The 24,746-nt window shown below is 60.4% G+C and carries 23 protein-coding genes; 18 read left to right on the forward strand and 5 right to left on the reverse strand.

Annotation, left to right across the window (positions count from 1 at the left end):
• Positions 1–3 precede the first annotated feature (3 nt).
• Both xth and erpA read right to left on the reverse strand, forming a co-directional pair.
• Positions 4–795, reverse strand: coding sequence for an exodeoxyribonuclease III (xth, locus tag AB4Z52_RS10795; protein ID WP_442217912.1), 792 nt, complete (start codon positions 793–795; stop codon positions 4–6).
• Positions 796–927: 132 nt separating this feature from the next.
• Positions 928–1,260, reverse strand: coding sequence for an iron-sulfur cluster insertion protein ErpA (erpA, locus tag AB4Z52_RS10800; RefSeq protein ID WP_442217913.1), 333 nt, complete (start codon positions 1,258–1,260; stop codon positions 928–930).
• Positions 1,261–1,469: 209 nt separating this feature from the next.
• Between erpA and AB4Z52_RS10805 the strand changes: the two genes are divergently transcribed.
• From AB4Z52_RS10805 to AB4Z52_RS10865, 13 genes are all read left to right on the forward strand, one after another.
• On the forward strand, positions 1,470–2,687 hold the full coding sequence (locus AB4Z52_RS10805; RefSeq protein ID WP_442217914.1) for a deoxyguanosinetriphosphate triphosphohydrolase: 1,218 nt from the start codon (positions 1,470–1,472) through the stop codon (positions 2,685–2,687).
• Between the two features lie 53 nt (positions 2,688–2,740).
• The gene (gene argS / locus AB4Z52_RS10810) at positions 2,741–4,501 is read left to right on the forward strand and encodes an arginine--tRNA ligase (RefSeq protein WP_442217915.1); all 1,761 of its coding nucleotides are present in this window, start codon (positions 2,741–2,743) and stop codon (positions 4,499–4,501) included.
• A gap of 60 nt (positions 4,502–4,561) precedes the next feature.
• On the forward strand, positions 4,562–7,702 hold the full coding sequence (locus AB4Z52_RS10815) for an SPOR domain-containing protein (protein ID WP_442217916.1): 3,141 nt from the start codon (positions 4,562–4,564) through the stop codon (positions 7,700–7,702).
• 139 nt (positions 7,703–7,841) lie between these two features.
• Positions 7,842–8,855 (forward strand): beta-N-acetylhexosaminidase, encoded by a 1,014-nt coding sequence (gene nagZ / locus AB4Z52_RS10820; RefSeq protein ID WP_442217917.1) that lies wholly within the window; start codon positions 7,842–7,844, stop codon positions 8,853–8,855.
• A gap of 61 nt (positions 8,856–8,916) precedes the next feature.
• Positions 8,917–9,726 (forward strand): segregation and condensation protein A, encoded by an 810-nt coding sequence (locus tag AB4Z52_RS10825; RefSeq protein WP_442217918.1) that lies wholly within the window; start codon positions 8,917–8,919, stop codon positions 9,724–9,726.
• Positions 9,727–9,780: 54 nt separating this feature from the next.
• A complete protein-coding gene (scpB, locus tag AB4Z52_RS10830) occupies positions 9,781–10,446 on the forward strand; it encodes an SMC-Scp complex subunit ScpB (RefSeq protein ID WP_442218086.1) in 666 nt (221 codons plus the stop codon).
• Between the two features lie 224 nt (positions 10,447–10,670).
• Positions 10,671–10,898 carry a twin-arginine translocase TatA/TatE family subunit gene (locus AB4Z52_RS10835; protein ID WP_442217919.1) on the forward strand — a complete coding sequence of 76 codons (228 nt, stop codon included), beginning with the start codon at positions 10,671–10,673 and terminating at the stop codon, positions 10,896–10,898.
• 53 nt (positions 10,899–10,951) lie between these two features.
• Complete coding sequence (gene tatB, locus AB4Z52_RS10840; RefSeq protein ID WP_442217920.1) at positions 10,952–11,674, forward strand: Sec-independent protein translocase protein TatB; 723 nt, start codon at positions 10,952–10,954, stop codon at positions 11,672–11,674.
• On the forward strand, positions 11,671–12,495 hold the full coding sequence (gene tatC, locus AB4Z52_RS10845; RefSeq protein WP_442217921.1) for a twin-arginine translocase subunit TatC: 825 nt from the start codon (positions 11,671–11,673) through the stop codon (positions 12,493–12,495). Before tatB ends, tatC begins: the two co-directional genes overlap by 4 nt.
• Before the next feature lie 112 nt (positions 12,496–12,607).
• On the forward strand, positions 12,608–13,891 hold the full coding sequence (gene serS / locus AB4Z52_RS10850) for a serine--tRNA ligase (protein ID WP_442217922.1): 1,284 nt from the start codon (positions 12,608–12,610) through the stop codon (positions 13,889–13,891).
• A gap of 13 nt (positions 13,892–13,904) precedes the next feature.
• Positions 13,905–14,678, forward strand: coding sequence for a 5'/3'-nucleotidase SurE (surE, locus tag AB4Z52_RS10855; RefSeq protein ID WP_442217923.1), 774 nt, complete (start codon positions 13,905–13,907; stop codon positions 14,676–14,678).
• On the forward strand, positions 14,675–15,328 hold the full coding sequence (locus tag AB4Z52_RS10860; protein WP_442217924.1) for a protein-L-isoaspartate(D-aspartate) O-methyltransferase: 654 nt from the start codon (positions 14,675–14,677) through the stop codon (positions 15,326–15,328). Before surE ends, AB4Z52_RS10860 begins: the two co-directional genes overlap by 4 nt.
• A gap of 168 nt (positions 15,329–15,496) precedes the next feature.
• Positions 15,497–17,110 carry a peptidoglycan DD-metalloendopeptidase family protein gene (locus AB4Z52_RS10865; RefSeq protein ID WP_442217925.1) on the forward strand — a complete coding sequence of 538 codons (1,614 nt, stop codon included), beginning with the start codon at positions 15,497–15,499 and terminating at the stop codon, positions 17,108–17,110.
• A 71-nt stretch (positions 17,111–17,181) separates the two neighbouring features.
• On the opposite strand, the gene AB4Z52_RS10870 is transcribed toward AB4Z52_RS10865, so the two are convergent.
• On the reverse strand, positions 17,182–18,054 hold the full coding sequence (locus AB4Z52_RS10870; protein ID WP_442217926.1) for an ATP-binding protein: 873 nt from the start codon (positions 18,052–18,054) through the stop codon (positions 17,182–17,184).
• A gap of 203 nt (positions 18,055–18,257) precedes the next feature.
• Between AB4Z52_RS10870 and yajC the strand changes: the two genes are divergently transcribed.
• The 5 genes from yajC to AB4Z52_RS10895 all read left to right on the forward strand — a co-directional run bounded on the left by yajC (position 18,258) and on the right by AB4Z52_RS10895 (position 23,035).
• Complete coding sequence (yajC, locus tag AB4Z52_RS10875) at positions 18,258–18,608, forward strand: preprotein translocase subunit YajC (RefSeq protein ID WP_442217927.1); 351 nt, start codon at positions 18,258–18,260, stop codon at positions 18,606–18,608.
• Between the two features lie 64 nt (positions 18,609–18,672).
• Positions 18,673–21,231 (forward strand): protein translocase subunit SecDF, encoded by a 2,559-nt coding sequence (gene secDF / locus AB4Z52_RS10880; protein WP_442217928.1) that lies wholly within the window; start codon positions 18,673–18,675, stop codon positions 21,229–21,231.
• A gap of 4 nt (positions 21,232–21,235) precedes the next feature.
• Positions 21,236–21,622 (forward strand): Mth938-like domain-containing protein, encoded by a 387-nt coding sequence (locus tag AB4Z52_RS10885; protein ID WP_442217929.1) that lies wholly within the window; start codon positions 21,236–21,238, stop codon positions 21,620–21,622.
• A gap of 18 nt (positions 21,623–21,640) precedes the next feature.
• On the forward strand, positions 21,641–22,498 hold the full coding sequence (locus tag AB4Z52_RS10890) for a phytoene/squalene synthase family protein (RefSeq protein ID WP_442217930.1): 858 nt from the start codon (positions 21,641–21,643) through the stop codon (positions 22,496–22,498).
• A gap of 75 nt (positions 22,499–22,573) precedes the next feature.
• Positions 22,574–23,035, forward strand: a complete 462-nt coding sequence (locus AB4Z52_RS10895; protein ID WP_442217931.1) for a hypothetical protein — start codon at positions 22,574–22,576, stop codon at positions 23,033–23,035.
• Positions 23,036–23,038: 3 nt separating this feature from the next.
• On the opposite strand, the gene trmFO is transcribed toward AB4Z52_RS10895, so the two are convergent.
• Positions 23,039–24,478, reverse strand: coding sequence for a methylenetetrahydrofolate--tRNA-(uracil(54)-C(5))-methyltransferase (FADH(2)-oxidizing) TrmFO (trmFO, locus tag AB4Z52_RS10900; RefSeq protein ID WP_442217932.1), 1,440 nt, complete (start codon positions 24,476–24,478; stop codon positions 23,039–23,041).
• Positions 24,479–24,593: 115 nt separating this feature from the next.
• Positions 24,594–24,737: a DUF1127 domain-containing protein gene (locus AB4Z52_RS10905; RefSeq protein ID WP_442217933.1), complete on the reverse strand. Its 144-nt coding sequence runs from the start codon at positions 24,735–24,737 to the stop codon at positions 24,594–24,596.
• Between the last annotated feature and the right edge of the window lie 9 nt (positions 24,738–24,746).

Raw genomic sequence — 24,746 nt, forward strand, 5'->3', positions numbered from 1 at the left:
CGCTCATGCTGCGAAATCGAAATGCGCGACGACCGGCACGTGATCTGAGGGTTTTTCCCAGGCGCGAACATGCTTTTCTACCGCTGCTGCCGTCATGCAGTCGGCGGCCTCAGGCGATAGCATGAGATGATCGATGCGGATGCCGTTGTTCTTCGGCCATGCACCGGCCTGGTAATCCCAGAACGTATAGAGCTTGACGGCGTCCGACGTCGCGCGGATCGCGTCGGTGAAGCCGAGATTTTCAAGGCGGCGAAACGCCTGACGCGTCTGCGGCAAGAACAACGCGTCATTTTCCCAGACTTTCGGATCAAAGCAGTCATGGGGTTCGGGGATGACGTTGTAGTCGCCCGCAAGGATCAGCGGCTCCTCCAATGCCAACCTCTCCGCCGCAAAGGTCGAAAGCCGTTCCATCCATGCAAGCTTGTAAGTGTATTTCTCCGTATCGATCGGATTGCCGTTCGGCAGATACAGGCAGCAGACGCGCAGGGCGCGATTGCCGGGCACTGAGAACACCGCTTCGATGAAGCGCGATTGCTCATCCGCCTCGTCGCCGGGCAAACCGCGATTGACCTCGTCAGGCCGGACCTTCGACAGGATAGCGACGCCGTTGAAACCTTTCTGGCCGTGCGTTTCCACGTGATAGCCAAGCGCCTCGATCTCAAGCCGGGGAAACCCTTCGTCGACCGTCTTGATTTCCTGGAGGCAGACCACATCCGGATCGGAATCTTTCAGCCATTGGCAGAGGTTGTCGATGCGGGCTTTGATGCCGTTGATGTTCCAGGTGGCGATCTTCATGGACGGGTCGTTCCTCTGCTTCCAACTCTTTTAGCCGCAGCCGGCGACCTTGGCCACCCGCAACGTGTCAAAAGAAAACCGGCCCAGCGTGAAGGCGCAGGACCGGTTTGGATGGATCAGAAAAACTGAACGCTAGACCGAGAAACTCGTGCCGCATCCGCAGCTTGCGACCGCATTCGGATTCTTTATCTGAAATGACTGGCCGAGCAGATTGTCGATGAAGTCGATCTCGGAGCCTGCCATGTAGATCAACGACAATTTGTCGATCACGACTGTGGCGTTGCCCTTGGCGACAATGATGTCGTCTTCCGCGGGGCCTTCCGCCAGATCGAACTTGTAGGAGAAACCCGAGCAGCCGCCGCCTTCGACCGCGACGCGCAAAGCGCTCTTGCCGGCTTCGGCACCGACGATCGCTGCGATTCGCTTGGCGGCGGAATCCGAAAGGGTTACGTTTACTTCAGTCATGCATTCCTCCTGCCGGGGTCAAAATCCGGAGAGAACCAAATGTGATCCGCTTTCAAACGGCTGATAAGAATAGGGTTTATCATAAAAGCGCGACCCGCGACAGCAAACTGTTTCCAAATGCTGCGGGGCCCTGTCTTTGCCGTTTGTTGTCGATATAGGTATGAATGCAGAGAAGCGGCGTCAATGGGCAGACGCTGAATGGATGGATAATGACGATCGACAGGCATGCACTCGGTTTCGGTTATGGTGAAAGAGCGGTCTATGCGGCAGACCCATGGACCTCGCGCGGACGGCTTTACCAGGAGGCATCGAGCCCGACGCGCTCCGATTTCCAGCGCGACCGCGACCGCATCGTGCATACGACGGCCTTTCGCAGGCTGAAGCACAAGACCCAAGTCTTCATCGCTCAGGATGGCGATCACTATCGCACTAGGCTGACGCACACGATCGAGGTGGCGCAGGTCGCCCGGGCACTGGCGCGCGCCATGAGGCTAGACGAGGACCTCGCCGAAGGCGTTGCTTTGGTCCACGACTTTGGCCACACGCCCTTCGGCCATACCGGCGAGGACGCGCTGCACGAGGCGCTGCAGCCCTATGGCGGCTTCGACCACAATGCCCAGTCGCTACGCATCGTCACCAAGCTCGAGCGTCGCTATGCCGAGTTCGATGGCCTGAACCTGACATGGGAGACGCTGGAGGGGCTCGTCAAGCACAACGGTCCCTTGCTGACTGTTGATGGCAAGGGCACCCACGGCCCGGTGGCGCAGCCCATCCTCGATTATTGCGAGATCCACGACCTTGAGATCGCAAGTTATGCCAGCCTTGAAGCGCAGGTTGCTGCCATCGCCGACGATATCGCCTATAACACCCACGACATCGACGACGGCCTTCGCTCGGGTTATCTGAAATTCGAGATGTTGGAGGATATTCCTTTTCTGGCCGGGTTGATGGCCGAGGTAAGGGACCGTTATCCAGGCCTGGAGGCCAGTCGTTTCACCCATGAAATTATGCGGCGTCAGATCACGCGCATGGTGGAGGACGTGATTTCGGTCTGTCAGGCGGCACTTGCGGAGGTCGGGCCCGAAAGTGCGCAGGATGTTCGCAACGCGGGCCGCGTCATCGCCGGCTTCTCGAAGGAGATGGCCGAAACCGACAGGCAGATCAAGAAGATGCTCTTTACGCGCATCTACCGCCACCCGGATATCATGCGTATCCGCGCCGGTGCGGCGAAGATCGTGGCCGACCTGTTTCAGGCCTACATGAACGATCCGCGCCAAATGCAGAGCCACTACTGGGTCGACCATATTGCCGGTCTGGCCGATGCCGCGAAGGCGCGCCATGTCGGGGATTATCTTGCCGGAATGACGGATACATATGCGATCAGCGCCCACAAGCGGCTGTTTGACCAGACTCCTGATTTGCGATAGGCAGCGGGCGCCCAAGGACGTCCGACGGCGAATGCCTATGCGTGGAAGATACGATGAACCTTTTCACAGACTTCGAAGACAGAATTAAGAACGCTCTTGAACAGATTGATATCATCAAGGAAAAGCGATCGGAACTCGACTTCGGCCGTGTCGGTGTAGAGCCGCCGCGCGACGCCAGCCACGGCGATATCGCCACCAACGCGGCAATGGTGCTCGCCAAGGCCGTCGGCACCAATCCGCGCGCGCTCGCCGACATTATCAGTGTCAAGCTGAAGGAAGATCCCGATATTGACGCGATCTCCGTCGCCGGACCGGGTTTCATCAATATTCGTCTCTCCGTCGGCTACTGGCAGAAGTTGCTCGCCGCGATGATCGCGGACGGCGAGGCATTCGGCCGCTCGCAGGTCGGCGCCGGTCACAAGGTCAATGTCGAATACGTCTCCGCCAATCCGACAGGGCCCATGCATGTCGGCCATTGCCGCGGCGCCGTCATCGGCGACACGTTGGCCAACCTTTTGGAATTCGCCGGCTATGCGGTGACCAAGGAATACTATGTCAATGACGCCGGCTCACAGATCGACGTCTTGGCGCGCTCGGTCTTCCTGCGCTACCGTGAGGCGCTTGGCGAGCAGATCGGCGAGATTCCGGCCGGCCTTTATCCTGGCGATTATCTCGTGCCGCTGGGCAAGACGCTGGCTGCCGAGTTCGGCACCAAGCTCAGGGGAATGCCGGAAAGCCAATGGCTGCCGATCGTCAAGGACAAGGCGATCGACGCGATGATGGTGATGATCCGCGAGGATCTGGCGGCGCTCAATGTCAAGCACGACGTATTTTTCTCCGAACGCACGCTGCATGACAACGGCGCGGCTCCTATCCGCACGGCGATCAACGACTTGACCTTCAAGGGCTACGTCTACAAGGGCACCTTGCCGCCGCCGAAAGGACAATTGCCGGAGGACTGGGAAGACCGCGAACAGACGCTGTTCCGCTCCACGGAGGTCGGCGACGACATCGACCGCCCTCTGATCAAGTCGGACGGCTCCTATACCTATTTTGCCGCCGACGTCGCCTATTTCAAGAACAAGTTCGATCGCGGCTTCAGCGAGATGGTCTATGTGCTGGGCGCCGATCATGGCGGTTATGTCAAACGGCTCGAAGCGGTTGCGCGCGGCGTGTCCGATGGTCAGGCGAAACTGACGGTCCTGCTGTGCCAGTTGGTCAAGCTCTTCCGCAACGGCGAGCCGGTGAAGATGTCGAAACGGTCAGGCGACTTTGTAACGCTGCGCGACGTGGTCGAGGAAGTCGGCCGCGACTCCGTCCGCTTCATGATGCTTTACAGAAAGAGTTCCGAGCCGCTGGATTTCGACTTTGCGAAGGTGACCGAGCAGTCCAAGGACAATCCCGTATTCTACGTCCAATATGCACATGCGCGCTGCATGTCGATCTTTAGGCAAGCCAAGGAAGCCTTCCTAGACCTTGATATCGCCTCGCTTGACTTGGCCAAGGCGGTTGATGGCAGGATCGTCGACCCAACCGAGCTGCAACTCATCGCAAAGCTTGCAGAATTCCCGCGAGTCGTAGAGGCTGCGGCTCAGGCTCAGGAGCCGCACCGCATAGCTTTTTACCTCTTCGACCTGGCAAGTTCGCTGCACGGACATTGGAACAAAGGTAAAGATTTTCCGGAATTACGGTTTGTTAACGATAAAAACCGAGAATTGACCATTGCCAGACTTGGGTTGGTGCACGCAGTCGCGTCGGTTTTGAAGTCAGGGCTCGGTATAACCGGGACCGCTGCGCCGGATGAAATGCGATAAACGTCAACATTTACCCACATTGAGCTGGCATTAGTGTGTGCAGTTGTGGGTGGATAAGTAATGGCTGAAAAACAGTTGGCGTATCGTACAGACGGTAAGGACGAGATCTTTGCGGAAGATGATCCGCTTGCGGAGCTTGCTCGTATCGTCGGCTTCGAGCCTCGCCCGTCAGCGCCGCCTACGCCCGCCAATCAGCGACATGAGCCGGCTTTTGATCTCGAGGATGAACTTCTTCGCGAATTCGAACGATACGACGTCCCGCGTAAAAGCTCGGTCGACGAAATCTCGATTGTGCCCGAAGATGAGACGATCTACGGCGAGGCGGCTTATTCTCAGCCGGGCAACGAGAACGTTCCGCCCGCCGAACCTCATCACCACGTCGAGCCAGAATTCGCCGAACTGTCACCCGAGACTGACGGTCCTTATTTCGAACCTGAGGTCCTGGTCGAAACCCACGAAGATGCGTATCCAGGCGAACAGGTAGAAGAGGCGCCGGCAGCGGAAGCCGCTTTGGACCCTGCTGCCGACACATATTCCGCCATTTCCGAGCCTGCTGAGCCCGAGCCTGCTGTTGAGCCGGTTGCTCGCGACCTTGCGGATGAATTGGAGCTGTCGATCGGCAATGCGCCGGTCGCCCGCCCGGTAACGCGCACGCCGCAATGGGCCGCGGCGAGCATTCGACTGCCGCTCGCCAATTTCAATGCCCCGCGCAAGCAGGAACCACCACCCGTCGAGCCGATCGCACCAGCCGAGGAAGTTCGCGTGGCAATCCCGGCCGAGCCTCAGCCCGAACCTCAGGCTGAGATTGCCGCGGCGCTTGATAATCACGAATCCGCTATGGATCATGACTTCGGGCAGGCATCCACGCTCGGCTTCCCGGCCGAGCAGGACCGTCATGAAGGTCCTGTGCCGGAGCAGCCTGCTGCCATTCCGTCGCCGGTTGTCGAAGTGCCGATCTTCGATCTTGCCGCCGCGGCCGAGCACGGCGACGTGCAGGCGGATGCGGCCTTGACCCAGCCGGCTTACGAAGTCCCATCCGCTACCGGTGTCGATGATTTTGACGATCTCTTAGCTGACGTTTCGCGCTATCCGGTGCCGTCGCGTGGCGAATCCGCGCCGAGGGAAGAGCCGCAGTTCAGTGCCGTTTCCGCACAGCCAGCGGCCCAGTCTGCCGCAATTGTTCCGGAGCCGCCGAGTGTAGACGAAGGACTGGCCGCCGCGACGTCCGACGATCCCTTCGCAGATTTCGATTTCGACTTTGAAGGCATCGAAATGGAACTGGCGGAGCTGGATTTCAGCGAGCAGAAGAACGCTCCCGCACAGTCCATCATTGCTGATAGTCAGGCTCGCCTCGTTGCCGCCGAGCCGGCGCCGCAAAGGTCGCTGGCAACGCCGCTGGCTACCCCTCGGATCGTCCAAGCCGTGCGCCCCGAATTGGCTGCGCGTCCTGCATCTGCGCCGATCTTGACGCTGCCGCCGTCCGCAGCGCCTGCTCCACCGCCGCCAGCGACGCTTCCGGTATTTGATTCCGAACAGCCCTTGCCGTTCGATCCGACGGAAATCACTGACACGGAGGACCGGCTGGAAACATTCGACGGCACGTCCGTCCCTTCTCTGCCGCATGTCGAAAAGGAAGAGCCAGTCGTCGTTCCACATGAATACGACTTCGACATCGATGCCGAACTGGCAAACCTCTTCAGTCAGCCTGCGAAGGAGGCAGCCCCTCAAGCGCTAAAGGCAGCGCCAGCTGCCGCACCGCGCGCGGCCGATGCCGCGATGACGAACCCGACCGGCAAGCCAGGCGGAGAACTCGATGAGTTCGAGAAGGCGCTGGAGGAAGACTTCCGTCGCAGCTTCACCGAACCGCAGGAGCAGCCGGCCGATAACGTCGCTCGCATGACGCTGGAGTCCTCGAGTGTCACCACCGATCGCCGCCGTGCCCGTTCCATGCGTGGCTTCGCAGTTGCCGCCGCTGCCGTGCTCGTTCTCGGTGCCGGCGCCTATGGCGTTCGTGGATTTCTCTTTCACGGTTCGTCGCTTGGCCTGTCTTCCGGCGATCCGCGCGTGATCACGGCTGACAAGGAGCCTGTTAAGGTCGCTCCGGAAAATCCCGGCGGCAAAGTGGTTCCAAACCAGGACAAGGCCGTCTACGACCGCGTAGCTGGCGACGCAACGCAGCCCCCGAAGCAGAAGCAGCTTGTTTCGTCGAATGAGCAGCCGGTCGACGTCGTCCAGAAGACGCTCATTCCCGAAGCAATGTCGCCCGACGACAACGACGGCGCAGTGGCCGACACCAATGGCCCGGTGACGGCAACGCCGGTCGGTGAGACCCAGGATCCGCGCCTGTTGCCTGGGCAAGGCAATTCGACCGACAACGCGGCCGCAGCCGGCGATCAGGAAAATGCGCCATCGGTGTCGCCGCGCAAGGTGCGCACGATGATCGTCAAGCCGGATGGCACGCTTGTCGCCCGCGACGAGCCGGCCCCGACCGCGGACAATAGCGCCAAGACACCGGCGCCGACCGCAGCCAAGCAGCAGGCTTCTGCGGCTCCCGCTCGGCCCGTAACCCCCACGGCAAACGCCGCCCCGGCTGCAAGCCAGGTCGCATCCACCAGTTTGCGCGCAACAGAATCTGGCAACGCGGCTTCGTCCACGCATTCCGACGCTCCCGAAAGCGATGCCGCCAGCGCCGAAAGCACGCCGATCCGCGTCGTTAAAACCACGAAGATCGGCGATACGGCCGCAGCCACGGCACAGGCTTCCGATACGGCTCCGGTCCCGTCCGCCCGCCCCGCGCAGCCTGCCGCCGCTGCGAAGGCTGCTGTTCCGCCGAAACAGACGGAGGTTGCTACCGCAGCGCCTGCTGCAAAGCAGGCTCCGGCTGCGGCTCCAGTGCAGAAGCAGGTTGCCTCAGCCACGCCGGCAACAGCAACTGCCTCAACGGCAGCCGCAAGCGCAGGTGGCTACGTCATGCAGATCGCCTCGCTGCCGTCTGAAGAGGAAGCCAAGCGCTCCCAGGCCAACTTGATGGCCAAGTTCGGCAGCATCATCGGCGGCCATGCCATCGAGGTCCGCAAGGCCGAGATTTCCGGCAAGGGCACCTACTACCGGGTTCGCGTCGCTGCGGGCTCAAAGGACGACGCGGCGGCCCTGTGCGTTCGCTTCCGTGCCGCCGGCGGTACCTGCCTGATTTCGAAATAGCACCATAAGCGGGCTGTGCCCGGCAATATCGACCTGAAACGGCGGGCAAGAGTCCGCCGTTCTTTTTTGTGCCCCGTTCTTTCTTGTGAATGATCCAGCAGGCTCTCGCATTTCCCGACGCGGTGTCTATGATTCGGACATGAGCGAATCGAAAGCAATGATCCTGGGCTGCAGCGGCCTGACCATCACCCCGGAGGAACGCGCCTTCTATCGCGCCGAGCAGCCCTGGGGTTTCATCCTCTTCGGACGGAACATCTCCGAGGCAGCGCAGATTTCCGATCTCGTCGCCTCGCTGCGAGAGAGCGTTGGCCGAAACGTTCCGGTTCTAATCGATCAGGAAGGGGGCAGGGTTCAGCGTATTCGGCCGCCGCTCCTGCAGCATTATCCCTCTGGCCAGGCGTTGGGCGAAGTCTATCGCCGCGATCGTGAGGCCGGATTGCGCGCAGCCTGGCTGATGTCCCGGCTCCATGCATTCGACCTTCTGAAGTTCGGCATCAATATCGATTGCCTGCCAGTGCTCGATGTGCCGGTTGAGGGAAGCAGCAATGTCATCGGTAACCGTGCCTATGGCGGCGATCCGGTCACGGTGACTGCGATGGGTCGCGCGGCGGCCGAAGGCCTGAAGGCGGGCGGCGTCTTGCCGGTGATGAAGCACATACCGGGTCACGGCCGCGGTTTTGCCGACAGTCACCATGAGCTCCCTGTCGTGACTGTTTCGCGCGCGGAACTCGAGGCACATGATTTCCCGCCTTTCATCGCGTTGAAGGACGAGTTGATGGCGATGACATGCCACGTCGTTTTCGCCAATATCGACCCGAACAATCCGGCGACGACGTCGAGGAAGGTCATCGACGAGATCATCCGGATTTTCATTGGCTTCAAGGGCCTGCTGCTTTCGGACGACACCTCGATGAACGCGCTCGCCGGCACAATCGGCGAGAGGGCGGCGAATATTATTGCAGGCGGCTGCGATATCGTGCTGCATTGCAATGGTGTGATGGATGAGATGAAACAGGTCGTAAGCAACGTGCCCACTCTTGTCGGCCAGTCGCTGGCGCGGGCACAGGCGGTCGAAGCGGCGTTCGGCCACAATGACGGCGCGAACGAGGATGCTATTCGCGCGGAATTCGATGCCATGTTCGCGGTCGCTTGATGAAGATGACGGATTTCCTGGGAGCCGAAGGGTGAATAAGGTCAGCATCACGGAACCTGCAATGACGGCACCCATGGACAGGCTATGGCAGGAAAACGCCGTCGACCGCGGTCTGCACGAGCCTGCGCTCGTCATAGACATCGCTGGTTTTGAAGGACCGCTCGATCTGCTGCTGCATCTTGCCCGCAACCAGAAGGTCGATTTGTCGCGCATCTCGGTTCTGGCTTTGGCCGAGCAATATCTGATCTTTGTCGAGACCGCGCGCCGCGTTCGTATAGAACTTGCCGCCGATTATCTCGTCATGGCCGCCTGGCTCGCCTTCCTGAAATCAAAGCTGCTTATTCCCCAGCAAAGCAAGGACGATGGTCCAAGCGGCGAGGAAATGGCCGACGCGCTGGCCTTTCGCCTGAAACGGCTGGAGGCGATGCGCCAGGCGGCAGCTCAGCTTACCGGCCGCAACCGTCTCGGCCGTGACGTCTTTGCCCGTGGAGCACCGGAGCATATTCCGGACCGCCGGGCTTCTGCCTATGACGCAAATCTCTACGATCTGCTCAGCGCCTATGCCGGCCTGAGACAGCGTCAGGCAGTCACGCAGGTAACGATCGAGCGTCGTCGTGTGTGGTCGTTGGTCGATGCCCGCATGATCCTGACGCGGATGATCGGCGATATCGCGGATTGGACGGCCCTGGAACATTATCTGCTGCGCTATATGACAAGCCCCAGCGAACGGGCGACCGCGATTGCCAGTGCCTTTGCGGCCTCGCTCGAAATGGTGCGTGAAGGCCAGATGGAAATCAGGCAGGATGGTGCGTTCCAGCCGCTCTATATGCGTCGCGGCCCGAAGCACGGCACGCTCGCGGCTGCAGAATAGGAGAGGGCGATGCAAAGCCCTGAGGACAAGATCGAGGCAGAGCTGAATACCGAAATGCCTGACATGCGAACGGCTCTCGAGGCGGAACGCATTGCCGAAGCACTGGTGTTTGCCTCCGCCATGCCTGTCTCCGAAGCCTTTATCAGGGATCGCCTGCCAATCGGCTCTGACATAAGGGCGATCATGCTGCGGCTTAAAGCCGACTATGCCATGCGCGGCGTCAATCTCGTCCAGGTCGACGATTCCTGGGCCTTCCGGACTGCAGCCGATCTTTCTTTCGTCATCCGCCGCGATGAGGATGAGGTCAAGAAGCTGTCGCGGGCAGCGCTCGAGGTGCTGGCGATCATCGGTTACCATCAGCCGGTAACCCGCGCGGAAATCGAGGATATCCGTGGCGTGCAGACATCGAAGGGCACGCTCGACGTCCTGATGGAGGCCGGCTGGGTGCGCTTCCGTGGTCGGCGGCGCACGCCAGGTCGCCCCGTCACGCTCGGCACGACCAAGGAATTCCTCGACCATTTCGGCCTTGAGGAACTCCGTGACCTGCCCGGTCTCGAAGAATTGAAGGGGGCAGGGCTTCTGTCTGGTCGTATCCCCGCCAATTTCAATATCCCCTCGCCACTGATGAGCGATGAACTCACCGAGGACGAAGATCCGATCACGCAGCTCGATCTCGAGGAGCTCGGCTTGCTGGCCCCCGGCGGTGCCCCTGATAATTAAGGGGTTGCCGAGGTTTGGGACGAAGCGTCGCGGGTACTTGCCAAGGTCTTGGTTTTGCCATTAGCAAAGAAGATCATCGGCGAACCATTCTCCGATGGTCTAAAATGACTGTTCCAAGGTGTGCATCTCGTGATGCGAACACGATGAGGGGCAGTTGATATTGGTGTTTGAAAAACAGAGCCAAACGGCTTACATCGGGAATATAACAAAAAGGGAGTATCGCAATGGGTTCTTTTAGCATGTGGCACTGGCTGATCGTCTTGGCCATTGTCCTTCTGTTGTTCGGTCGCGGAAAGATCCCGGAATTGATGGGCGACGTTGCCAAGGGCATCAAGAACTTCAAGAAGGGCATGACAGACGAGGACGAAGCAGCGCATGACGCCGCTCGCCCGGATGGTGTACGCCCCGAAATGGGCCGGACCGTCGATCACAAGGCCGACGAAACGAAATAATCACGTTGGTTGCATGACGGCCTGACGTGCCGTGCCTGCCCAGGAGCCTTCGCATGTTCGACATTGGCTGGACCGAACTGCTTGTCATAGCGGTTGTATTGATCGTGGTCGTCGGTCCCAAGGATCTTCCCCCGATGTTGCGGGCGTTCGGCAAGATGATGACCCGCTTCCGCAAGGTGGCGGGCGAATTTCGGGCACAGTTCGACGAAGCCTTGAAAGAGGCCGATCTCGAGGATGTTCGGCAGACGATCGCCGACGCGCAGAAGCTGAACCCGATCAATACGCTTCGGGAAGCGATGACGCCGCTCCGCCAGATGGGGGACGACATCAAGTCGGACCTGCAGCGTGTGACGACGGCGGATCGCCCTTCTGAAACACCGGCAGTCATGACATCGGAGCCACCGGTCAGCCTGCCGGGGGCGCCGGTCATTACGCCGTCGCCCGCCGTCGTCGCAGAAGCGCCGGCAATGCCGAAAGCGGTTCGCAAGCCCAGAGCCAAGGCTGCCTCCAAGGTCGAGGAGCCCGCGATTGTCGCGCCTGAGAAGGTTGAGACGCCGGTCGGTGCTTCAAAGGCAAAGCGGTCGCCTGCCAGCAAACCTGTCGCTGCGGCCCCGGTTGTTGTCGTGCCTGCCAAGGCAGAGGCAGCGGTTGTTGCTGCAAAGCCTAAGCGTATCGCTGACGGCAAGCCTATGGTTGTAACACCAGCAGTCGTTGCCGAGACGCTCAAGGCCACGCCGAAGAGACGTGCCCCAGCCAAGAAGAAGGACGACGCATGACCAGTGATATCGGCGACAAGCCGCAGCCGCTGATCGAACATCTGATGGAGCTGCGCACGCGGCTGATCTGGTCTCTGGCGGCATTCTTCATTGCTTTCATTGGCTGTTTCGCCGTTGCCAAGCACCTCTTCAACTACCTGGTCTATCCCTACAAATGGGCGGTGATCTGGGCCCATCTTGACGTTGCCAAGTCACAGCTGATCTACACCGCGCCGCAGGAATTTTTCTTCACGCAGGTGAAGGTGGCGATGTTCGGAGCGCTGGTCATCGCCTTCCCGATCATTGCCGCGCAGATTTACAAGTTCGTGGCACCCGGTCTCTATAAGAACGAGCGTGCGGCCTTCCTGCCGTTCCTGATCGCATCACCGCTCCTCTTCCTGATGGGGGCCGCGCTCGTTTACTTCTTCTTCTGCCCCATGGTGATGTGGTTCTTCCTGAAGATGCAGCAATCGCCGACCGACGGCGAAATTGCCATCTCGCTGATGCCGAAGGTCTCGGAATATCTGAGCCTCATCATGACGCTGGTGTTCTCCTTCGGTCTCGTCTTCCAGCTGCCGGTTATAACCACGCTTCTGGCCCGCGTCGGCCTTTTGACGTCCGCGTGGCTGGCGCAGAAGCGCAAGTTCGCGATCGTGCTTGCATTCGTCGTTGCCGCAGTGCTGACACCGCCGGATCCGATGTCCCAGATCGGTCTTGCGCTGCCGACGATCCTTCTCTACGAGATTTCCATCTACGCGGCGCGACTCGTGGAACGCCAGCGCAGCCGGCAGGCGCTCGAGGAAAGCAGCGCGTCTTCAGACATCGTTTCAAAAGATGACTGAACATTAGGCGCTGAACGGGTTCCATAGCGGCGATTGCCGATCTCTATCTCCGGCTGGAGGCTTGATCAGGCCCCGGCCGGAGCTGTTTTCATGTGAAGGACCTGGAACAACAATGCTCGATATCAGATGGATCCGTGAGAATGCCCAGGCTCTTGACACAGCGCTTTCCAAGCGCGGCGCCGAGCCGCTTTCGCAAAGCCTCATAGAACTTGACGAGAGGCGCCGCTCCATCGTCCAGCGGCTGCAGGATATGCAGTCTCGCCGTAACACGGCGTCGAAAGAAATCGGCGCTGCCTTGACGCAGAAGAACGCAGAGCTTGCGGACAAGCTCAAGGCTGAGGTCGCCGAGATCAAGGTTTCACTTCCAGCGGCGGAAGAGGAAGAGCGCGAGCTGACGGCGGCGCTCAACGACGCGCTGTCGCGCATCCCGAACTTGCCTCTGGACGACGTGCCGGTTGGCAAGGACGAGCACGACAACGTCGTCACGCGCATCGTTGGAGAGAAGCCGCGTTGGAACCATGCGGCCAAGGAACATTTCGAAATCGGCGAAGCGCTCGGCTATATGGATTTCGAGCGCGCCGCCAAGCTTTCCGGATCGCGCTTCACGGTGCTGACGGGCCCACTGGCGCGGCTTGAGCGGGCACTCGGCCAGTTCATGGTCGATCTGCACACGGGCGAGCACGGCTATACCGAGGTGAGTTCGCCGCTGATGGTGCGCGATGAGGCGATGTTCGGTACGGGGCAGCTGCCGAAATTCGCCGAAGACCTGTTTCGCACCATCGACGGACGCTGGCTCATCCCGACTGCCGAGGTAACGCTGACCAATCTGGTGTCCGGCGATATCCTCGAACAGGAGAAATTGCCGCTGCGCTTTACCGCGCTGACGCCGTCCTTCCGTTCGGAAGCGGGCTCGGCCGGCCGCGATACGCGCGGGATGCTGCGCCAGCATCAGTTCTGGAAGTGCGAGCTAGTGTCGATCACCGACGCTGAAAGCGCGCTCGACGAACATGAACGGATGACGGCTTGCGCCGAGGAAGTGCTCAAGCGCCTTGGACTACATTTCCGCACCATGACGCTTTGCACCGGCGACATGGGCTTTTCCTCGCGCAAGACCTACGACATCGAGGTCTGGCTGCCGGGACAGGATGCATTTCGTGAGATCTCCTCCTGCTCCGTCTGTGGTGATTTTCAGGGTCGGCGCATGAACGCCCGCTATCGCGGCAAGGAAGACAAGGCGACGAGGTTCGTTCACACACTGAACGGCTCGGGGACCGCCGTCGGCCGCTGCCTCATCGCGGTGCTGGAGAACTATCTCAACGAGGATGGTTCGGTGACTATTCCTGATGCGCTGCTGCCCTATATGGGCGGATTGAAGAAGATCGAACGGGCGGCGTGATTGGGCGGGTAGCATGCGAATTCTTCTGACCAATGACGACGGTATCCACGCCGAAGGGCTCGCGGCGCTGGAGCGCATCGCGCGCACCATCTCCGACGATATCTGGATCGTGGCGCCGGAGACGGACCAAAGCGGCCTTGCCCATTCGTTGAGCCTGTCGGAGCCTCTGAGGCTCCGCAAGGTCGCCGACAAGCACTACGCCCTCAGGGGAACGCCGACCGACTGTGTCATCATGGGAATTCGCCAGGTGATGGATATCAAGCCGGATCTCGTGCTGTCAGGCATCAATTCCGGTTCGAATGTCGCCGACGACGTCACCTATTCCGGCACAATCGCCGGTGCCATCGAGGGCACGCTCCAAGGCGTCCGATCCTTTGCCCTCAGCCAGGCCTATACCTATGATAGCGGCGAACGTGTCGTCCCCTGGGAGGTGGCCGAGACCCATGCTCCCCCCTTGCTCGACAAGCTCCTGAACCTCGATCTGCCGGTCGGCACTTTCCTGAACCTCAATTTTCCGAATTGCCGGCCGGAGGAAGTTGCTGGAACCGAAGTTACGTCCCAAGGAAACCTTGCCTTCAATCTTCAGGTGGACGAACGGGCCGATGGCCGCGGCTTTCCCTATTACTGGTTGCGTTTCGGAGAGAGGAGCGGCCAGTTTCGCGAAGGGACGGATATTCATGCCCTCAAACAAAAACGCATTTCGGTAACTCCTTTGAAACTCGATCTGACCGATTATTCCGTCCAGGACCGCGTTGCGCGGGCGCTTGGGTATGGAGTAGCGGATTGACAGCTCGACTGGTCGAGAAGGAAGGCTTTGCGGCGGTGGTGCTGCGGCTGCGCGCCGAAGGCATCTCCGACCTCGATCTTCTGACGGCGGTCGAACAGACGCCGCGCTCGCTTTTCGTCCCGCCGCAGTTTGCCGATCAGGCCTATTCGAGCCGGACCATTCCGATCGATTGCGGTTCCTTCATCGAGGGCATTGATCTCGTCATCAGGATTCTCCATCATCTCAAGGTCAAGCCCGGTCATCGAGTGCTCGAAATCGGCACGGGCAGCGGCTTTACAGCGGCTGTAATGGGCCGGATGGCGGAGCGGGTGCTGACTGTCGAGCGCTATAAGACACTGACGACCAATGCCCAGCGCCGCATGGATGCGCTGTCGCTCAGAACAGTCATTGTCCGCCACGCCGATGGCAGCGGCGGGATGCAGGGCGAGGGGACCTTCGATCGCATCCTGGTAACGGCGGCGTTCAGTTCCATGCCGCGCTTTTATGCCGATCAATTGGTATCGGGCGGATCAATGATCGCGCCGCTGATGATTTCGGACGATGTTTGCCGGCTGGTGCGCCTGACCAAGACCGGTAGCCGCTTCGAACGAGAGGAGCTTTTCGAGGTTCCGTACCTGCCGATCGTTCCGCTTCTCGCCTCCTATTTGTAAGCGCTGGCTTGCTTCTTTGGCCTGGGTTCCCTGCAACCTAGGCGTTTTTGCGTGTATGGTTAGCAATTCCTCAAAAAAATGCTCATCAGACCAGTGCTTTAACGGCATGGTAAGATTAACGCGCTTTAATCTCACTCACAAACGGTTGCGTCTAAAGTGGGTCGAGTCATGCGTTTCAATCTATCGTCAAACATCGGTAAAGTGCTCATGGCAGCTCTTCTGGCGAGCGCCGCGACAGGTTGCAGCTCTGACTCGCAGCGTTTTGCGGGGCTGTTCCAGAGTTCTGATCAGGTGACCACCGGCTCGATACCGCGTCGCAACATGAGCGGACTGGACGGCGATCCGGTGCCGCGCGAAAATGTGGCGTCGGGTGCTCAGTATCAGCAGGGCAACGGCAACATGGCCTCCAACCAGCCCTATCCAAGTGCGCCGGCCCGCTACAATCCGTCCTATTCCAGCGCCCGGGTCGCATCTGCGCCGGTCGCAGTCCAGCGCTCGGAACTTGCAGCTCCCTCAATGGGCTCGTCTCCGGCGCCGGTCGTGCGCAATGCCGAACGGCAGGCCGCCATGGCTCAGCCTTTCCCGGCGACCAGGGGTGCTCCGGCCCACGACCTGGCGCCGCCGAGGCTCGCTCCGGATCCGATGTCTACCGGAACGACGCCGGACAAGGTTTCCGGCTGGTCCGCAATGAACGCCCCGAGCGTGACGCTGCACCCTGGTGAGACAACCGCAATACTTTCGCGCCGCTTCGGTGTGCCGGAAAAGGAAATCCTGAAGGCGAACAATCTCAAGTCTTCCGCTGCCGCCATGCCTGGCCAGACGATCATCATCCCTACTTTCAATGGTGGCAGCTCTTCGGCAAAGGCGGCCTCAGAGGCGGCTGACCTGTCCAAGGGTGGCAAGGTGCCTGCGCCCGTCAAGGCTCCAGTGCAGGATGCAGCCGTCCTTCCGGGCAACGGCGCCCTGCGAGATAAGTCGCAGCTATCGGCCCAAGGCGCCGGCGGCAAGCTTGCAGCCGGCTCCGGCAAGGGCCCGACGCCAACGGGCGGCACCTATGTGGTCAAGCAGGGAGATTCGCTCGCGAAGATCGCCAAGGCGACAGGCGCCCACATCGACGACCTGAAACAGGCAAACGACATCGGCAAGGGCGGCATTCACATCGGTCAGACCTTGAAGCTGCCGCATGGCGCAACTGCGCCTGTCGATCAGGTCAAGACTGCATCGATCGCCACTGAAAAAGGCGCCGCCGAACAAAACCTGAAGACACCGGCCACAGCCCCTTCGCCAAAGGTCCAGACGGCTGCGATCGCGCCGGTCAAGGCGCAGGCGGCACCCGTGGCGACCCAGTCCGTCGACGATGCTGCGGAGAAATCCGACGTTGCGTCAGTTGCTCCGGAAGCGACCGGCATCGGCAAGTATCGCTGGCCGGTCCGCGGAGCGGTCATTGCTGCCTACGGTGCCAATGTCGAAGGCAGCCGCAACGACGGCATCGATATCTCGGTCCCGCAGGGCACGCCCATCAAGGCGGCTGAAAACGGCGTCGTCATCTATGCCGGCAACGGCCTGAAGGAACTCGGCAACACGGTGCTGCTGCGCCATGACGACGGCACGGTCACAGTCTATGGCCATGCCGACGCGCTGAGCGTCGCCCGCGGCCAGAAGGTCCAGCGCGGCCAGACCCTCGCAACCTCAGGCATGAGCGGCAACGCCAAGCAGCCGCAGCTTCACTTCGAAGTGCGCAAGAATGCCTCGCCGGTCAACCCAATGACATTCCTTGAATAGATACTGCGTCTCAAGGAGTCTGCAAAAAGCCCGGCAAAACCGGGCTTTTTGTCTTTCTGCCTTGTCGGCGATCAAGCCTGATCGAGCGTGATGCGTTGGCGGCCGGCAAGATCCTGGATATATTGCCAGGCGACGCGCCCGGAGCGGGCGCCGCGAGTGGTCGCCCATTCCAGTGCCTCGTGGTGCATCTGGCCGCGATCCATCGAAAGCTTGAAATAGTCGGCATAGCCGTCGATCATCAAGAGGTAGTCGTCCTGGCTGCACTTGTGGAAGCCGAGCCACAGCCCGAAGCGATCCGACAGCGACACCTTTTCCTCGACAGCCTCCGACGGATTGATTGCAGTCGATTGCTCGTTCTCCATCATATTACGCGGCAGGAGATGGCGGCGGTTGGACGTCGCATAGAAAAGCACATTGTCCGGTCGCCCCTCGACGCCTCCGTCCAGCGCTGCCTTCAATGACTTATAGGCCGTGTCGTCATGGTCGAAAGAAAGGTCGTCGCAGAAGACGATGACCCGATCCGGGGCGCCCTTGATGAGATCGAGCAACACCGGCAGCGTCGAGATATCCTCGCGATGTACCTCGACCAGCTTCAGCGATATGCCGGTCGCACGGCGGACATCCTCATGGACGGCCTTGACCAGCGATGATTTTCCCATGCCCCGTGCGCCCCAGAGGAGCACGTTGTTTGCGGCAAATCCTTCGGCAAAGCGCAGCGTGTTTTCGTGGAGGATATCGCGGACATGGTCGACACCGCGAATAAGCCTCAACGCTACCCGGTTCGGCCTTGCTACGGGCTGTAGCTGCAGGCGCGCTGGAGCCCAGACGAAACAGTCGGCCGCCGTCCAGTCGTTGATGGCAGGTGGTGGACCCGCGAGCCGTTCGACCGCGGCGGTCAGGCGGCGAATTTCGGTCAGGATCAGAGAATTTTGGTCTTCGCTCATCAGCTTTCCTCCGACAATGTGACGCCAGCGATGGTCAAATATTGTACACTGTGCCGGGTAACATGGTGTTTCCGCAGCCGAAAGGCTAACAGCAAGGGAAAACGGTACGGAACGCGGCTCTTTCTGTTGCATTCGTCATGCTCGCAATGATATTCCGGCGATCTGAAACGGGGCATTCCCGCTGGAAGTTTGAGGAGTTCTCGATGTTTATCACCAATGCATACGCCCAGAGCGCGACGGATTCTGGTTTGGGCGCTTTCGGCGGCTCCGGCATGGAGATGCTTTTCCTCTTCGTTCCGCTGATGGTGGTGTGGTATTTTCTCCTGATCCGCCCGCAGCGCGCGCAGGCGAAGAAGCGTGAGGATGTTCTGAAGAACATCCGCCGTGGCGACCAGATCGTCACCGGCGGCGGCATCGTCGGCAAGGTGACCAAAGTCGTCGACGACAAGGAACTCGAAGTAGAAATCGCTGAAGGCGTCAAGGTTCGCGTCGTTCGTAGCGCAATCTCCGAAGTTCGCGTCAAGGGCGAGCCAGTCAAGGCGGACGCAGCGTAGCATCTTGAGATAACGGCGGGCCGTAGCGGCCGCGTCGCGACGATTGTTCAAGGTCGGGGACGGTATGCTGCACTTTTCACGGTGGAAAACTATCCTGATCTGGTGCGCCGTCGCCGCGAGCATGCTCGTTGCTTTGCCCAATCTTTTCAGCAGCGCTCAGCTGTCCGCATTGCCCGGCTGGGCGCAGCGCAGCAAGGTTATGCTCGGCCTCGATCTTCAAGGCGGCTCGGCGCTGACGCTGAAGGTCGAGCGTGACGACGTTGTCAAGGATAGGCTCGAGGCCACTGTTGGCGACGCCCGCACACGGCTTCGAACTGTCAACATCCCATATACGGGGCTCAGCGGTACCGGCCAGGTGATTGCCGTTCGCATTCCGGCGCCGAACCAGGCCCAAGCCGCGATGGCGGCTCTGGCCCCGCTTGCCATGGCTGTCACCGACGAGACAACGGGCAAAGCCATCCAGGAAGCTACCTTGGCGCAGCTAAGCGACGGTTTGATCACCATCAAGCTAACCGATCAAGGCGTAGCCCGGCGTGTGTCCCTCGCGCAAAAGCGGTCCATCGAGGCCATCCGTCGTCGTGTCACCCAGATCAGCGACGAGACGCCGTTGATCAGGCGGCAAGGGGCAGACCGCATCGTCGTTCAGGAACCTGGTCTTGCCGATCCTCAGCTTCTGAAATCGCTGCTGAACCAGAAAGCGAGCCTGAGCTTCCAGTTGATCGACCAGAGCATGCCGGTGCAGCAGGCAATCGACGGGCAAATGCCCCCGACCTCGCAGGTACTCTACTCCGAAGACGATCCACCAGTCGGCTACCTCTTGGTACGGCAGCCGATGGTGTCCAATGTCGATATCGCCGACGCTCTGGCCCAGGTCGACACACAAAATGACAGCGGCACAGTTACCATCAGGCTTAATCCCGAGGCAGCCGGGCGGTTTGCCCAATCCACGCAGAACAACATCGGCAAGCCTGTCGCAATCGTTCTTGACGACCAGGTCATCGCAACCGTCGTGCTGGCGACGGCAATTCCGAACGGCAGCGTCGATATATCAGGCGTCCTGTCCGCCAAGGGCGCGGAAGATCTTGCCGTCATGTTGCGGGCAGGACCCTTGCCGGCGACGCTGACAGCCGTCGAGGAGCGTACGATCCGGCCGGGCTTCGGCAGCGAGACGATGCGTTCCGGCGTCATCGCCTGCATCGCGGCTGGTGTTTTCGTGGCGGCGCTGATGGTGATTTTCTACGGGTTGCTTGGCGTGGCCGCGACCCTCGCGCTTGCCATCAATGTGTTCATGGTTCTGGCAATCATGGGGATTTTCGGCATGGCGCTGACATTGCCTGGCCTAGCCGCTATCGTGCTTATCATCGGGATCGCGCTTGATGCCAACGTCCTGATCTACGAGCGTGTCAGGGAAGAAGAAATGCAGACGCATTTCCTCGTCGATGCCCTGAAGCACGGGTTTGCAAGAGCGGCAAAAACTGTTGTCGATGCCAATCTGACCGTCCTCATCGTCGCAATCATTCTGTTCTATGTAAGCAGCGGCACCGTGCGTGGCTTTGCCGCAACGCTGATCATCGGCGTCTTCACGACTTTTTTCACCGCCTGCGTCGTCACCCGGTCGATCGTCGATCTGTGGATTTCGCACCGAAGGCCGAGAATTTTGCTTGTCGGCGTCCGCAGCGGTATCTTCGATGGTTCTCGTATCCGTTTCATGGGCATCCGCCGCTATACCTTCACGTTGTCTGCGATCCTCTCGCTGGCAACGCTGTTGGCGCTCGCGACCGTCGGAATGCGTCTCGGCATCGATTTCACCGGCGGCTCGATCATCGAAGTTCGCGCCAAGCAGGCTGACGCCAACCCGGCCGACATACAGTCTCGACTGGACCAACTGAACTTGGGCGAGGTGCAGGTCGGTGGTACGCAGGGGCACTCCGGCGCCCTTATCCGCGTTCACGCCCAGAACGGCGGCGAGAATGCCGAGCAATCGGCAGTCACCCTCGTTCGCGATGAATTGTCTGCGGATTATGATTTCTCGCGGGTCGAGGTTGTCGGTCCCGCCGTCTCCGGCGAGATCGGCAGGACCGCGACGCTTGGAATTTTGGCGGCGCTTGTTGCGGTGTTCGTCTATATCTGGTTCCGTTTCGAATGGCAGTTTGCCGTGGGCGCAATTGTCGCGATCCTGCACGACATCATTCTGACGCTCGGTCTGTTTGTGTTGACTGGCATGGAATTCAATCTCATCAGCGTTGCTGCGCTGCTGACGATCGTCGGTTATTCGCTGAACGATACCGTTGTGGTCTACGACCGGATGCGCGAGAACCTCGATCGGTATCCGCAGATGCCTTTGCCGATCCTGATCGACGCGTCGATCAATCAAACTCTGTCGCGTACGATCCTGACTTCGGCAACCATGTTGCTGGCGCTTGTGGCGCTGTTTCTGTTCGGCGGCGACGTTATTCGCTCCTTTACGGCAGCCATGCTTTTCGGCGTCGCCGTCGGCACGTTCTCGTCGATCTACATTGCCGCCCCGGTTCTCATCGTCTTCAAGCTCCGACCGGGAAGCTCGAAGAACGGAGAGGAAGAAAAGATCGAGGCAGACGTTCAATCCGGCAAACCGGCGGTGTGAGGCGATGGCAAAAGGAATAGAAATCCGGCAGGCGCATTTTCCGGGTCGCGCACCGATCGATGCTTACGGCAATGGCGGATTTCGCTTTGCCGACATGTCGCATCGCGGCTCGCTGCTCTGCCTTCCCTCGGGAATTTACGGCTGGAACATGGAGCTTGGCGATCCCCTGACCATTGCACAGTTCCAACGGGTGCTGGACGAGGCAGCCGAGATCGAGGTCCTGCTGGTCGGAACCGGCACGGAGCTGCGTCCGCTTCCGGCCGAACTGAAGGCTGCGTTGCGCGCAAAGAAAATTTCGTCGGATCCGATGAGCACAGGGGCTGCCGTGCGCACCTTCAACATCATGCTGGCCGAATCGCGCGCTGTCGCTGCGGCTTTGATCGCCGTCTGATAGGGAACCGGGCAGGGGATGACATCAGCCGCCGCAAGCAGTAACCAGGATATCTGCCTGGCAACGCTCAGAGAGACCGACCGAGACCGCTATCTGGCCTGCCTGCTGTCGCCTGCGCACAAGCGCCGGCCGCTGGCGGCACTTTATGCTTTCCATGCCGAGCTGGCGCGCATTCGCGATCTCGTCCATGAGCCGCTCCCCGGCGAAGTCCGCATGCAATACTGGCGCGACCTGCTCGAAGGAAACGCGCATGGCTCCAGCGAAGCCAACCCCGTGGCAGCTGAGTTGCTGACCGCCATTGAAGTCCACCGCCTGCCGCGCCAGTCGCTGATCGACATGATCGAGGCACGCATTTTCGACCTCTACGACGATCCGATGGAAACGCGCGGCGCGCTCGAGGGCTATGCTGGCGAGACAGCTTCGGCGCTTATCCAGCTGGCAAGCCTGATCCTTTCGCCTGAAGATGCGCCGCGTTTGGCCGATGCGGCAGGCCATGCCGGCGTCGCGCAGGCAATTTCGGGAATGTTGGCGCTGATGCCGTTGCACCGCCGTCGCGGGCAGCTCTATCTGCCGCTGGATATCCTGTCGGCAACCGGCCTTGATCGCGACGGCTTCCTTTCCGGCAAGGATGTGGAGCGGTCCACGGCGGCCATCGACGCCTTTGCGGGGTTGGGACTGGAACACCTAGCCAAGGCGAGGGTAGGCGGGCCGATATCACAACGTGTCATGGCTGCATACCTGCCGGTTGCGTTGGCGGAGGCGGTCTTGAACGAGGCCCAGCGCCTGGGAAGCAGTTTGCTCGACAAGCCTATCCAGCGGCCGCAATGGCAGCGGCAGATCAAAATGGCCGTGGCCTCGATGCGCGGAAGGTTTTGAAACTGGTCAAATTCGCGCAAGGCTCGCCGGTTAGGCTATGATCCGAATAAATCTTGTCCAGACAGGAGAGTCGCCATGACAATATTCATATGGTTGGTGATTTTCGCAATCGTCATTTTCTTTGCCTTCATTGCCACGCGCCTGGCATCGCAGAGCAAGGAGGAGGGACTGCAGGATACGGGTCTCGCCATCCTGGAATTTGGCCGCGCTTTCCCGGCCGAGGCCATCCGGCAGCTTCAAAGAACGGAGAACGGACAGGCCGTCTTCGTGCGCCTTCACGATAACAAGGCAGGTTTCATGAAAAACCTGCGCAACCACTTCGCCTGCCATCTGATACAGCCCGGCCGAGTGCGGGTGAGGGATGCCGCCAATCCCAAGGCAATCACCATCGACTTCCTCGACGCGCCGCATCACAACGGCACATTTGTGTTTTCCACGCCGATGGATGCGGCGGAAGTTTCGCTATGGCTGCTTGGCAACTACGTTGCAACCGACGATCTCGAGCCGCCGGCGACCGCTGCCGCAAACCAGCCTTGACATCTAGGCGTTCGAAGCCGCCGTTTCCCCCTGGTCGAGGCCAAGCCATCCGGCGCAGTCGGCCAGAGCCCGCTTGGCAACCAGCTGACGCTTCATGATCGTCTTGTCTTTGCCGCGGAAACGCTTGATGCCCTCGGGCTTGACGATCGAGCCCGGTTCCAGCTCAGGAAACAATCCGAAATTGATGTTCATCGGCTGGAAGGAGCGCTTTCCCGGCTCCTCGTCAGAGACGATGTGGCCGCCGGTGATGTGGTTGAGCAACGCGCCGAGGGCCGACGTCGCCGGCGGTAACGAGACAGCGTCTCCCTTTCGCTCGGCGCCAGCGAAACGGCCAGCAAGAAGCCCGATGCTGGCGCTTTCCACGTAACCTTCGCAGCCGGTGATCTGGCCGGCGAACCGCAATCCTGGACGCGACTTCAGCACCAGAGAATGGTCGAGCAGGATCGGCGAGTTAATGTAGGTATTGCGATGCAGTCCGCCGAGCCGTGCGAACTCGGCACGCTGCAAGCCGGGAATGAGGCGGAAGATCTCTGCCTGTGCGCCGTACTTCAGCTTCGTCTGGAAGCCGACCATGTTGTAGAGCGAGCCGAGCGCGTTGTCCTGGCGAAGTTGGACAACAGCATAGGCCTTGACGGTGGGGTTGTGCGCGTTCGTCAAGCCCATCGGCTTCATCGGCCCGTGACGCAGCGTTTCGCGGCCGCGCTCGGCCATGACTTCGATGGGCAGGCAGCCGTCGAAATAGGGCGTGCCTTCCCATTCCTTGAAGCCCACGGCATCGCCTGAGATAAGCGCGTCGATGAAGGTGTTGTACTGCGCCTCGTCCATGGGGCAGTTGATGTAGTCCTTACCGGTACCGCCGGGCCCGACCTTGTCGTAGCGCGACTGGAACCAGCAGATATCCATGTCGATGCTATCGCGGTAGACGATTGGCGCGATCGCGTCGAAGAAGGCGAGCGCATCAGCGCCGGTCTCTGCCTGGATGGCGCTGGCAAGACCGGGCGCCGTCAAGGGGCCGGTGGCGATGATCACCTGGTCCCAATCCCTAGGCGGCAGCCCGGAAATTTCCTCGCGAACGACAGTGATCAGCGGATTGCTGGCGATCTCCCGCGTCACCGCCGCCGAAAAGCCGTCGCGGTCGACGGCAAGCGCGCCACCCGCGGGCACCTGATGCCTGTCGGCGCACGCCATGATCAGCGAGCCGGCCAGCCGCATTTCGGCGTGAATGACGCCGACGGCATTGCTGGTGGCATCATCGGAGCGGAAGGAATTCGAGCAGACCAGTTCTGCCAGGTCGTCGGTCTTGTGGGCTTCCGTGCCACGGACACCGCGCATTTCGTGCAGGATGACAGGAACGCCGGCGGAGGCGATCTGCCAGGCGGCCTCTGAGCCAGCCAGGCCCCCTCCGACAACGTGGATGGGCGAATAGGATGAGTTTGTTTTCATGCGCGGGTGATTACCACGGAGCCGGGCAGGTTCCAATCACTTCGAATCAAAAACGGCGCCCTGGTAGCGCCGTTTTGAAGGTAGAAAGCTGATGGCCGGGATTACCGGTCCAGGCTTAACGGAACGAGCGGTTGGCGATCGAACGGATTTCGTAACGGCTGATGCCGATATCGGAAAGCGCCTGGTTCGAAAGGCTGCCGAGTTCGTTGAGCGTGCGGCGATAGCTAATCCAGCTCTTTGCAATGCGAAGCGGGTTCATGGTCATTTC

Source organism: Rhizobium sp. 2YAF20, from assembly GCF_052114685.1.
Classification (GTDB): domain Bacteria; phylum Pseudomonadota; class Alphaproteobacteria; order Rhizobiales; family Rhizobiaceae; genus Rhizobium.